This is a genomic window from Kitasatospora dryopteridis, from assembly GCF_050749075.1.
Lineage (GTDB): Bacteria > Actinomycetota > Actinomycetes > Streptomycetales > Streptomycetaceae > Kitasatospora.
The window spans coordinates 193,557-205,021 of sequence record NZ_CP192749.1; the positions used below are offsets into that span (position 1 = coordinate 193,557).

Sequence of the window (11,465 nt, forward strand, 5' to 3'; positions counted from 1 at the left end):
TACGGGCCCCGCCCGCCCGAGGCCCGTACGGCGGGGCGCCGCCGTGAGCAGCCCGGACCGGCTGCCCGCCCCACGCCCCTTTCACGAACGACGCGTCGACCCACCCAGCGGTCGACACGGCACGGAGGAACCCTGTGGCCACCCCCACCCGCACGAACCGGAGCGACCCGGCCGGTCCACCGCCCACCACCCCGCAGGCCCGCCGCCGGGAGCCGACGAGCCTGCGCAGCCGGCTCCACCGCTGGGACCACCTCGTCTCGCCCTACCTTTTCGTCGCGCCCTTCTTCCTGGTGTTCGCCGCCTTCGGCCTCTTCCCGCTGCTCTACACCGGCTGGCTGTCACTGCACCGGGTCAGCCTCTACAACGTGGACCGGGCAGACTGGGTGGGGCTGCAGAACTACTCGGACCTGCTGTTCGGCCCGCCGAGCCACTTCTTCTGGAACGCCCTGGGCAACACCGTCACCCTCGGCGTGCTGTCCACCGTCCCGCAGCTGCTGGCCGCACTCGGCCTCGCGCACCTGCTCAACTACGAGCTCCCGGTGCGCGGTTTCTTCCGCACCGCGCTGCTCGCGCCGTACGCGACCTCGGTGGCCGCCGCGACCCTGGTGTTCGCGCTGATCTTCAGCCCCGAGGGCGGCATGGCCAACTGGCTGCTCGGCCTGGTGGGGGCGGGCCCGGTCCGCTGGGAGGCCGGCCCGTGGAGCTCGCAGATCGCCGTCTCGGTGATCGTCATCTGGCGGTGGACCGGCTACAACGCGCTGATCTACCTCGCCGCGATGCAGGCGATCCCCCGCGAACTGTACGAGGCCGCCGCCATCGACGGCGCCGGTCGTTGGCAGCAGTTCCGCAACGTCACCATCCCCGAACTGCGCCCCACCATCCTGTTCACCGTCGTGGTCTCCTCCATCGGGGCCACCCAACTCTTCGGCGAGCCCTACCTGTTCGGCGGCCAGAGCGGTCATCAGGGCGGCGCGGACCACCAGTACGAGACCCTCGGCATCCTCATGTACGACCAGGGCTTCCACAGCAGCATGCTCGGCCGCGCCTCCGCCATCGCCTGGATCATGTTCGGCCTGCTCCTGCTGGTCGGCCTGGCCAACACCCTGATCGCCCGCCGCCTGCGCTCCGCCAAGTGAGCGGGAAGGAATGCACATGACCACCGTCCCCGCCCCCGACTCCCCCGCCCACCGCCTCCGCGCCGGGCGCCGGCTTCGGCTGCGCGCGCCGGGCGCGGGCGGCCAGCACCGGGCCGGACCGCTCGCGCTGGCGACGCTGGTGCTGGTCGCACTCGCCTCGCTGTTCCCGCTGTACTGGACGCTGGTGGCGGCCTCCACCGACAGCCACCGGGTGATCTCCACGCCGCCGCCGCTGCTGCCCGGCGGGAACCTGTTCCACAACGTCGGCTACGTCTGGCACAACGCCGGGGCGCGCGGCATGGGCGTCGCGCTGCTCAACTCGACACTGGTCGCCGGCACCGTCGCGCTCAGCACCGTGGCATTCTCCGTGCTGGCCGGGTTCGCGTTCGCCAAGCTCCGCTTCCCCGGCCGCGGCGCGCTGCTCGCCCTGGTGGTCGCCACCATGGCGGTGCCCGCCCAGGTCAGCATCGTCCCGCTGTTCATCCTGATGAAGCACCTGGGACTGGGCAACCAGCTCGGCGCCCTGATCCTGCCCACCCTGGTGACCGCCTTCGGCGTGTTCTTCATGCGCCAGTACCTCACCCAGGCCCTGCCCACCGAACTGCTGGAAGCCGCCCGGGTCGACGGCGCGAACTCGCTGCGGGTCGTCTGGCACGTCGTCGTCCCGGTCGCCCGGCCCGCGATGGCGGTGCTGGGGATGCTCGCCTTCGTACAGTCCTGGAACGACTTCCTGTGGCCGATCATCGCGATGAACGGCGCCACCAACCCCACCGTTCAGGTCGCTCTGGCCGGACTGGGCACCGGCTGGTCCACCGACTGGTCGGTCATCACCGCCGGTGCGCTCGTCGGCACTCTGCCCCTGCTGCTGGTGTTCACCGTCTTCGGCCGGCAGATCGTCGGCGGCATCACCCAGGGCGCGCTGAAGGGCTGACCGACCGCCAGTCCTGCCCCGCACACCTCACCACACCTTTTGGAGCACGAACGCCATGACCATGGCATCCCCGCCCAACCGTTCCGCCCACCGCGCGTTCCCTGCGGACTTCGCGTTCGGCGCGGCCACCGCCGCGTACCAGATCGAGGGCGCCGTCACCGAGCACGGCCGCACCGCCTCGATCTGGGACACCTTCAGCCACACCCCCGGCAAGGTGGTCGGCGGTGACACCGGCGACATCGCGGTCGATCACTACCACCGGTTCCGCGAGGACGTCCGGATGATGGGCGAGCTCGGCCTCACCTCCTACCGCTTCTCGCTCGCCTGGCCGCGGATCCAGCCCACCGGGTGCGGTCCCGCCGTCGAGCGCGGCCTGGACTTCTACCGCGATCTGGTCGACGAACTGCTCGCCCACGGCATCACCCCCGTCGCCACCCTCTACCACTGGGACCTCCCCCAGGAGCTGGAGTCCGCCGGCGGCTGGCCCCACCGCGACACCGCGTACCGCTTCGCCGAGTACGCCGCGCTGGCGGCCGAGGCGCTCGGCGACCGTGTCGGCACCTGGACCACCCTCAACGAGCCCTGGTGCAGCGCCTTCCTCGGCTACGGCTCCGGCGTGCACGCCCCCGGCCGCACCGACCCCGCCGACGCGCTCAAGGCCGCCCACCACCTCAACCTCGGCCACGGCCTGGCCGTCGGCGCGCTGCGCGCCGCGCTGCCCGCCTCTGCCCAGCTGGCCGTCTCGCTCAACCTGCACGCGATCCGCCCGCTCAGCCAGCACCCCGACGACCTCGAGGCCGCCCGCCGGATCGAGGCCGTCGGCAACCGGATCTTCACCGGCCCGATGTTCAAGGGCCGCTACGACGACGACCTCCTCGGCGACACCGCGCACATCGTCAAGTGGGACGAACTCGTCCACGACGGCGACCTCGCCGAAATCTCCCGCCCGATCGACCTGCTCGGCCTCAACTACTACAACCCCACCGTGGTCTCCTCCGCCGAGAACGCCAAGGACCTCCCCCGGCACGACGGCCACGGCGACAGCCCGCACAGCCCCTGGCCGGGCGCCGAGGACGTCGCCTTCCACCACGCCAACGAGGACCTCACCGCGATGGGGTGGCCGATCGACCCGACCGGGCTGTCCGACTCGCTGACCGCCCTCCACCGCGAGTTCGGCCTGCCGCTGCTGGTCACCGAGAACGGCGCCGCGTTCGAGGACGTGGTCGGCGCCGACGGCAGCGTCCACGACCCGGAGCGGATCCGGTACATCGAGGGGCACCTGAGCGCGATCGCCGACGCGATCGACGCCGGCGCCGACGTCCGCGGCTACTACCTGTGGTCACTGATGGACAACTTCGAGTGGGCCTACGGCTACGGCAAGCGCTTCGGCATGGTGCACGTGGACTACGACACGCTGGTCCGCACGCCCAAGTCCAGCGCCTGCTGGTACTCGCAGGTGATCCGCCGGGGCAGACTGGCCTGACCGCCTGTCTCCGCGGGATCCCATTTCACCCACCGGCTGTCGCCCGGCCGCAGGCGCCGGGCAGCAGCCGGGTGGACTGCCGGCAGCACCGCGAGCGGCCGCCGGTGCAGTGGGCGAAACTTTCGAACACTTGTTGCTGCAGATTTCGGCAAGCCCGAGAAGATCGCGGGGAAATCGAGCGAGGGGCAGGTCGAGTTTTTCAGGCACGCGTCGGCCGTCACACGTCTGGCCAGTCTCTTTCTGAGGATGGTGGACTTGAGGCGGGAGCGAATCTATCGCTCTCTTGGTCGAAAGTGTTGACATCCTGTCGGGTACAGGCCAACACTGTCGCCGTCGACAAGTCCGAACGGCCCTGGATCCGGGCTGCATTCGCCAACTGGCTTCGGACACAGCGATGCTGCTGTCAGATCGACTCTGTACACCGCCGCGCGACGCCGTCCCACCCCTCGCAGTCGTCGGTGGCTCAGGGCTGCACCCACCACCCACCCACCAGCAGGACGGATCACTCTCGTGGACCTCCCCCACCCCAAGAGCCGCAAGGCCGGTCGCCCCTGGCGACTCGTCGACAAGGCGCGCGTCCTCGCACTGGCCTTCTCGACCGTCCTGATCCTGCCCGGCACCGCCGATGCCGCGACCGTCACCACGAACCGGACCGGCACCGACGGCGGATACTTCTACTCGTTCTGGACCGAGGGCACCGGCGCGGCCTCGATGTCCCTGAACGGCGGCGGCAACTACAGCACCTCGTGGACCAACGCCGGCAACTTCGTCGCCGGCAAGGGCTGGAGCACCGGGTCCCGCAACCCGGTGAGCTACTCGGGTACTTGGAGCACCAACGGCAACGCCTACCTGTCGCTCTACGGCTGGAGCACCAACCCGCTCGTCGAGTACTACATCGTCGAGAACTACGGTTCCTACAAGCCCGCCGGCACGTACAAGGGCACCGTCACCAGTGACGGCGGCACCTACGACATCTATGAGACGACGCGGTACAACGCCCCTTCCATCGAGGGAATCAAGACCTTCAACCAGTACTGGAGCGTCCGGCAGACCAAGCGGACCGGCGGGACCATCACCGTCGGAAACCACTTCGACGCGTGGGCCAGGTACGGCATGAACCTCGGCACCATGAACTACGAGATCATGGCCACCGAGGGCTACCAGAGCAGCGGCAGCTCCAACATCACGCTGGGCTCCTCCACCGGCGGCGGCACCGGCGGTGGAGGTGGCAGCTGCACCACGACGCTCTCCGCCGGCGCCTCGTGGAGCGACCGCTACAACCTGAACGTCTCGGTCACCGGATCAAACACCTGGAAGGTGATCGTGAAGATCCCCTCCCCGGAGAAGATCAGCGCGACCTGGAACATCAACGCGTCCTACCCCGACGCCCAGACGCTGGTCGCCACCCCCAACGGCGCGGGCAACAACTGGGGCATGACCATCATGAAGAACGGCAGCACCACTTGGCCGACGCTCTCCTGCAGCGCGAGCTGAGCCCGTAGGCGTCCGGTTCCACGCGGCAATCCCTGAAATTCTCTCCCCCCACTGCCCGGCGGGCGCGGTAAATTGTTAGCGCTAACAGAACGCGCCCGGCCTGGCATCCCCCACCCACAAGGAGAACGATCCGTCATGCCGTAGGCCAAAAGGAAGCCTCGTCTCCGCGAGGCCCTGACGGCGGCCGCACGCATGGTCGTCAGCTCGGCCACGGCCGTCACCGAGGGCCCCGCGGCCATGCCGCCGGGGTGACCACGCCGGGTGCGGCAGCAGCCTGGAGCAGCCGCTACTCAGCGGCAACAAGAAGCCCGCCTACAGCGCGGCGCTCACCGCCCCGGGCGGCAACAGCGACGGCACCTTGGCGGCGGCATCGCCTCCGGCACCGTTCACATGCTCTCCGACGCGGCCGTCGGACGCGTTCTCGACGAGCCCGCCGGACAGAAACGGCAACGGCACACCCGTCCAGATCCGGGACTCCGACGGCGACGCCGCCAGCACTGGAACTTCCGGTGAGCCGAGCCACCGAGCGCGCGCCGATGGCAGCGCACGAGTGTTAACGCCAAAGACGCTGTTTGACAGTCCATCCGTTCACAAAGGAGGTTCCCCATGCGCAGACATCTGTCCGTGATGCTCACCGCCGTGGTCGCGGCCGTGGCGGCGTTGGCGGCGCTGCTGTCCGCCAACCCGGCTCAGGCGGCCACCAGCGCAGCCTTGCGCGGCGTCGGTTCCAGTCGGTGTCTCGATGTACAGAACGCCAGCCAGAGCGACGGCGCGGCCCTGCAGATCTATGACTGCTCGGGCGGCGCCAACCAGCTGTGGACGTTGACGTCCGGCAACCAGCTGACCGTGTACGGCAACAAGTGCCTGGATGTTCCGGGCCACGCCACCACGGCCGGCACCCGGGTGCAGATCTGGACCTGCAGCGGCGCGGCAAACCAGCAGTGGCGGGTGAACTCCGACGGCACGATCGTCGGCGTCGAGTCCGGGCTGTGCCTGGACGTCACGGGCGCCGGCACGGCCAACGGCACGGCCGTGGAGATCTGGACGTGCAACGGCCGCAGCAACCAGCAGTGGACCGGCCTGTCGTCGAGCCCGTCGACGCCCCCGCCGACGGGCGGCACGTGCGCCCTTCCGTCGACCTACCGGTGGTCCTCCACCGGTGCGCTGGCCCAGCCGGCGAACGGGTGGGCTTCGGTGAAGGACTTCACCAACGTGGTGTACAACGGCAAGCACGTGGTCTACGCGTCGAACGTGTCGGGATCGTCGTACGGGTCGATGATGTTCAGCCCGTTCACGAACTGGTCGGACATGGCGTCGGCCGGGCAGAGCGGGATGAACCAGGCCGCGGTGGCGCCCACGCTGTTCTACTTCGCGCCCAAGAACATCTGGGTGCTGGCGTACCAGTGGGGTCAGTGGCCGTTCATCTACCGCACCTCCAGCGACCCCACCAACCCCAACGGCTGGTCCGCACCCCAGCCGCTGTTCACCGGCAGCATCCCGAAGTCCAGCACCGGCCCGATCGACCAGACCCTGATCGCCGACGGCCAGAACATGTACCTGTTCTTCGCCGGTGACAACGGCAAGATCTACCGGGCCAGCATGCCGATCGGGAACTTCCCGGGCAGCTTCGGCTCGTCCTACACGACGGTCATGAGCGACACGACGAACAACCTGTTCGAAGCGCCGCAGGTCTACAAGGTCAAGGACCAGAACCAGTACCTCATGATCGTTGAGGCGCAGGGTGCGAACGGGCGCTACTTCCGCTCCTTCACCGCCACCAGCCTGAACGGCTCCTGGACCCCGCAGGCCGCCAGCGAGAGCAACCCCTTCGCTGGCAAGGCCAACAGCGGTGCCACCTGGACCAACGACATCAGCCACGGCGACCTGGTCCGCAGCAACCCCGACCAGACCATGACCATCGACCCCTGCAACCTGCAGTTCCTCTACCAGGGCAAGTCCCCCACCGCGAGCGGCCCCTACGACCAACTGCCGTGGCGGCCGGGCGTCCTCACCCTGCAGCGCTGACCCGCCCCACCCACGGTGATCACGATCGGGTGCGCCATGCCGGCACGTGAACGAGCGGTTCACGGCACGGGCCACTCCGCCCGCTGACCGACACCCACCACCTCGGGGGAACCCCAGCCGCACGCCGGCCGGGGTTCCCCACTTCACTCGACACCGGGTGCACGTGGCGCAGCCAAGCGGGTCTGTCCACCTGGCTGGACACACCGGTCGTGGTCGCCGTCGGGTTGGCGGGCACGCTGCCTTCGAGGTAGTTGCCGCCGGGGACCCGGAAGAATCCCGGTTCGGTGTCGGCGAGCAGCTGCTCCGGATCCTTCCTGATGCCGCCGCTTTCCGCGAACGTCGGCGCAAGGCATCGCACCACGGAGAGCCGGACCGACTGGCCGGATCCGGTCCCGTTCGCGGAGACGACGAGCCGGTTCGCGGCGGACACGGGGCCGACGCACCGGCGGTGAGGGTGGTGGTGTACTTCTTCCAGCCGGTGGTCAGGCCCGTGGCCGATGCGGTGGCGTGGATCGTGCCGGTGGTGCTCTCGAGCGTTACGGTCAGGGGCCGCTGTAGCCGGCGGTGGCCCTGGCCCGGAACTCGACGGGGCAGCTGGTGTTCGGCTTGATCCCCATGCCGTAAAGCCGGCGTTGGCGACGCTCACGCGCCGGCCCGTCCCGTTGGCGGCGATGTCCGGTCGCAGCGAGGCGGGTTGGCGGAGTTCAGCGGGTTCGTGGTGTCGGTGGCGGTGCCGCCGGTGCCGCCGGAAGCGACCAGGGACCAGGAGAAGGGCGGGTCGGCGTTGCCCTCCTTCACCGTGCTGTTGCGCGCACCATGTTGGCGCTGAGCCCGCCCTCGACCAAGTGGTCGATGTCCTCCACGATGTGGCCGAACCGGGTGGATGCCGCCGCCGCGCGTTCGACGGGCCTGGCAGTACGCCGGGCCGGCGAATGGCTCGCATTGCTGATCTGCGGCGGCTCGCCCCGGGGGTGCTCGGGCAACCCCGCATGGACGGCGGCCGGCCGCGATCTCAACTGAGCATTAGCGCTCACAGTTACATGTCAGTACATCTGACGCATCAAGGCGGTCAGGCGGTGCCGGACGACCACTCCCGGCGGATGTCGGCCGGCACGGCCGCGTGGCGGGGCCGGCACTGCTGCGCATGTACCGGTACGTTCACTGCCGTCAACTCCAGTGCGCTGCAGCCGCAAAGACCTCAACACGTGTAGCCTCCGAAGGCTGTCGGCGAGCTCCCGGAACCGCGGGAAGGCGCCCCTGCGCGAACCGCGGCCGGCTAGGGCACGGAGTCAGGACCGAGAGCGGGCTGGGGCAACCTCAGCATGTTAACGTGCACAATTATTTCTACGCGTCCCTACGAATTCCTTGCGGCCTCACCCGAACACCCGGCGGAATGCCGCGATTGGAGCTGGCATGCCGAAGTCGGGTCCCCGTCAGCCGGTGATGGCCGATGTGGCCAGACTTGCGGGAGTGTCGCACCAGACCGTCTCCCGCGTGCTGAACGGTTCGCCGAACGTCACGCAGGCCACTCGGGCGAAAGTCATCGCCGCGATCCGCAAGCTGGACTACCGGCCCAACTCGATGGCCCGCGCCCTGGTGACGCGGCGCTCCCAGACCCTTGGTGTGGTCAGCTTCGCCAGCACCCTCTACGGGCCGGCCTCCATGTTGGACGGGCTCGAGCAGGCCGCCCGCAGCGCGGGCTACTTCGTCAGCGTGGCCTCCCTGCGATCACTGGATCCGCGTTCGGTGCAGGAGGCTGTCGACCGACTTCGGGACCAGGGCGTCGACGGTGTCGCCATCATTGCGCCGCAGACCTCTTCCGCAGGTGGGGTGGCCAATGTCGTCAGCCCCGTTCCTGTGGTTATGGTGGGCACCGGCACCCCCTCGGCGGTCCCCCGGGTGGCGGTCGACAACGTGTCAGGAGCCTTGGAAGCCACCCGTTATCTGCTCGGTCTCGGTCATCGCACCGTCCACCACGTCGCCGGCCCCAAGGGGTGGCTGGAGAGCCAGGAACGGGAGCAGGGCTGGCGTCGCGCGTTGTCGGAAGCGCAAGCGGAAGCGGCGCAGACGTTCAGCGGGGACTGGAGCGCCCGCTCCGGATACGAAGCCGGGCTGCGGATCGCCGCCGATCCTCGCGTGACAGCGGCCTTCTGCGCGAACGATCACATGGCCCTCGGAGTGCTCCGCGCCCTCCACGAGGGCGGCCGATCGGTTCCGGCCGACATCAGCGTGGTCGGATTCGACCACATCCCGGAATCGGCCTATCTCGTTCCGCCGCTCACCACCGTCCGGCAGGATTTCGAGACCCTCGGACGTCGGGCCCTGGGGTTGCTGGTGGAAGAACTGTCCGGGGTGGCCCACAGCGGCCATCAGGTCCTGATCGCGCCCGACCTGGTGGTTCGCAGCTCGTCAGGTCCTGCACCAGCGCGGGATGCGGCCGCAATCGGACGGACCACCTGGCCGAAGGCTTCCGCCGTACGGAGATAACGCCCTTCGATCATGCCTTGCTGCCCCGGCCGGAAGAGCAGGGGTGCAGCAAGCCCGGCCCACCGGGCCGGGTCCAGCCCCACAAGGGGCTCTTTTGGCTTGCAACGCCCACCGGCAGCGCGTTCCGGTCCTACAGCCCGTCATGCAACACACCCGGCCCCGAGGCCGCAGCGGTCCGCGTCGCGCCCCGGGCCCGACTGTGCCCGCACGCGGCACGGGCGGCCCGACCCACCGCTCACGCGCTCAGCGCCCAGCATCGTCCGCACTCCCGGAGTGCACCGATCAGCGCGATCCCAAAGGCGGCTCATCCCCCTCCAGGCCGTGCCGGGGCAGCCGAGTCCAGTGGCCCCGTCGCACGTTCTCAGCAGCTCCGCACCGCCTCACGGTGGGCCACCACGGAGCCGGTTCGCACACCCGCCCGGCCGGCCGGGAAGGGGCTCTACCGCCGGGCCCTCCGGGCTCCACGGCCGCTCGCACAGCCCGCCGACTGCGGGCAGCCCAAGCCGGCCAGGCCGGGGCGCCCGACAGAACTGCCCGCCAAGACCGACGCACCCGCCGGACCGGCTCCCCCCTCCCGCGATCCGGAACCGCTGGCGGTCAAGATTCAAATAAAGCAGTGCACTGCTCTTGCACGAGCCACTTGTTAGCGCTAACAATCTTGTCGGGCAGAGGCGCGGCGTCAACGCCTCACCACGGGACACCACCGGCTGCCTGCAGCAAGCCCATTGATCTTCCACCCTTCTGACGATTCATCAGATCTACCTGTGGCCGGCCCACCAGGCCACCCGGCGCACCCCACCTCCCGGCATGCACCGGCCGCCCTGCGGCGTCAGGGCCGGGAGAAACACCGAGAGGAAGACCCCGATGTCCAAGAGAGCCGCTGCCGCCGTCCTCGCCGGCGCCATGATCGTCGGCCTGTCCGCCTGTTCCTCCGCCGGCGGCTCGTCGGACGGCAAGAAGTCGGACGGCAAGCTCGTCCTCGGCTTCGCCCAGGTCGGCGCCGAGAGCGGGTGGCGCACCGCGAACACCAAGTCCGTCCAGGAGGCGGCGAAGAAGGCCGGCATCACCCTCAAGTTCTCCGACGCCCAGCAGAAGCAGGAGAACCAGATCAAGGCGATCCGCTCGTTCATCCAGCAGAAGGTCGACGTCATCGCCTTCTCCCCGGTGGTCGAGTCCGGCTGGGACACCGTCCTGAAGGAGGCGAAGGCCGCGCACATCCCGGTGATCCTCACCGACCGCGCGATCGACTCCGAGGACACCTCCCTCTACGCCACCTTCCTCGGCTCGGACTTCGTCGAGGAGGGCAAGAAGGCCGGCGACTGGCTGGTCAAGGAGTACCAGGCCAAGCCGGGAGAGGTGAACGTCGTCCAGCTGGAGGGCACCACCGGCTCCGCCCCGGCCAACGACCGCAAGTCCGGCTTCGCCGACGCGATCAAGGGCGACCCGAAGTTCAAGGTCGTCGCCTCGCAGACCGGCGACTTCACCCGGGCCAGGGGCAAGGAGGTCATGCAGGCCTTCCTGAAGGCCCAGCCGAAGATCGACGTCCTCTACGCCCACAACGACGACATGGCCCTCGGCGCGATCCAGGCGATCGAGGAGGCCGGCAAGAAGCCCGGCACCGACATCAAGATCGTCTCCGTCGACGGCGTCAAGGACGCCTTCACCGCCATGTCCCAAGGCAAGATCAACTTCGATGTGGAGTGCAACCCCCTCCTCGGCGATCAGCTGATGGAGCTGGCGAAGAAGGTCAAGAACGGCGAGAGCGTCGAGCACCGGATCAAGACCGTCGAGGGCACCTTCACCCCCGAGCAGGCCACCGCCGCGCTGCCGACCCGCCAGTACTGATCCGGCCGGAGCACCGGGCGCCCGCACCACCGGATCCCCCGACGGCGCGGGCGCCCCGGTCCCG

The 11,465-nt window shown here is 69.3% G+C and carries 10 protein-coding genes; 8 read left to right on the top strand and 2 right to left on the bottom strand.

Features of this window, described 5'->3' with window-relative positions; all coding sequences use genetic code 11:
- Positions 1–134 precede the first annotated feature (134 nt).
- The 4 genes from ACQ614_RS00815 (at position 135) to ACQ614_RS00830 (ending at position 5,044) form a co-directional block, all read left to right on the top strand.
- A complete protein-coding gene (locus ACQ614_RS00815) occupies positions 135–1,136 on the top strand; it encodes a carbohydrate ABC transporter permease (RefSeq protein WP_431676106.1) in 1,002 nt (333 codons plus the stop codon).
- Between the two features lie 16 nt (positions 1,137–1,152).
- Positions 1,153–2,067, top strand: a complete 915-nt coding sequence (locus tag ACQ614_RS00820) for a carbohydrate ABC transporter permease (protein ID WP_431676107.1) — start codon at positions 1,153–1,155, stop codon at positions 2,065–2,067.
- Positions 2,068–2,122: 55 nt separating this feature from the next.
- Complete coding sequence (locus ACQ614_RS00825) at positions 2,123–3,550, top strand: GH1 family beta-glucosidase (protein ID WP_431676108.1); 1,428 nt, start codon at positions 2,123–2,125, stop codon at positions 3,548–3,550.
- A gap of 510 nt (positions 3,551–4,060) precedes the next feature.
- On the top strand, positions 4,061–5,044 hold the full coding sequence (locus ACQ614_RS00830; RefSeq protein ID WP_431676109.1) for a glycoside hydrolase family 11 protein: 984 nt from the start codon (positions 4,061–4,063) through the stop codon (positions 5,042–5,044).
- Between the two features lie 312 nt (positions 5,045–5,356).
- Here ACQ614_RS00830 and ACQ614_RS00835 read toward each other — a convergent pair whose 3' ends face one another.
- Positions 5,357–5,542 carry a hypothetical protein gene (locus ACQ614_RS00835; RefSeq protein ID WP_431676110.1) on the bottom strand — a complete coding sequence of 62 codons (186 nt, stop codon included), beginning with the start codon at positions 5,540–5,542 and terminating at the stop codon, positions 5,357–5,359.
- 108 nt (positions 5,543–5,650) lie between these two features.
- Here ACQ614_RS00835 and ACQ614_RS00840 point away from each other — a divergent pair, with 108 nt between their 5' ends.
- Positions 5,651–7,069: a non-reducing end alpha-L-arabinofuranosidase family hydrolase gene (locus ACQ614_RS00840; protein WP_431676112.1), complete on the top strand. Its 1,419-nt coding sequence runs from the start codon at positions 5,651–5,653 to the stop codon at positions 7,067–7,069.
- Between the two features lie 19 nt (positions 7,070–7,088).
- Here the strand turns inward: ACQ614_RS00840 and ACQ614_RS00845 are convergent, their stop codons facing one another.
- Positions 7,089–7,499: a hypothetical protein gene (locus ACQ614_RS00845; protein ID WP_431676114.1), complete on the bottom strand. Its 411-nt coding sequence runs from the start codon at positions 7,497–7,499 to the stop codon at positions 7,089–7,091.
- 422 nt (positions 7,500–7,921) lie between these two features.
- Here ACQ614_RS00845 and ACQ614_RS00850 point away from each other — a divergent pair, with 422 nt between their 5' ends.
- The 3 genes from ACQ614_RS00850 (at position 7,922) to ACQ614_RS00860 (ending at position 11,401) form a co-directional block, all read left to right on the top strand.
- The gene (locus ACQ614_RS00850) at positions 7,922–8,089 is read left to right on the top strand and encodes a hypothetical protein (protein WP_431676116.1); all 168 of its coding nucleotides are present in this window, start codon (positions 7,922–7,924) and stop codon (positions 8,087–8,089) included.
- 393 nt (positions 8,090–8,482) lie between these two features.
- Positions 8,483–9,556 (top strand): LacI family DNA-binding transcriptional regulator, encoded by a 1,074-nt coding sequence (locus tag ACQ614_RS00855; RefSeq protein WP_431676118.1) that lies wholly within the window; start codon positions 8,483–8,485, stop codon positions 9,554–9,556.
- An 864-nt stretch (positions 9,557–10,420) separates the two neighbouring features.
- Positions 10,421–11,401, top strand: coding sequence for an ABC transporter substrate-binding protein (locus ACQ614_RS00860; protein WP_431676119.1), 981 nt, complete (start codon positions 10,421–10,423; stop codon positions 11,399–11,401).
- Positions 11,402–11,465: the final 64 nt, after the last annotated feature.

What these genes read in the sequence shown, in the direction of transcription:
- ACQ614_RS00820 (WP_431676107.1), top strand. Translation starts at nt 1,153, where the DNA reads ATGACCACCGTCCCCGCCCCCGACTCCCCCGCCCACCGCCTCCGCGCC.
- ACQ614_RS00825 (WP_431676108.1), top strand. Translation starts at nt 2,123, where the DNA reads ATGACCATGGCATCCCCGCCCAACCGTTCCGCCCACCGCGCGTTCCCT.
- ACQ614_RS00840 (WP_431676112.1), top strand. Translation starts at nt 5,651, where the DNA reads ATGCGCAGACATCTGTCCGTGATGCTCACCGCCGTGGTCGCGGCCGTG.
- ACQ614_RS00850 (WP_431676116.1), top strand. Translation starts at nt 7,922, where the DNA reads ATGTCCTCCACGATGTGGCCGAACCGGGTGGATGCCGCCGCCGCGCGT.
- ACQ614_RS00855 (WP_431676118.1), top strand. Translation starts at nt 8,483, where the DNA reads ATGCCGAAGTCGGGTCCCCGTCAGCCGGTGATGGCCGATGTGGCCAGA.
- ACQ614_RS00860 (WP_431676119.1), top strand. Translation starts at nt 10,421, where the DNA reads ATGTCCAAGAGAGCCGCTGCCGCCGTCCTCGCCGGCGCCATGATCGTC.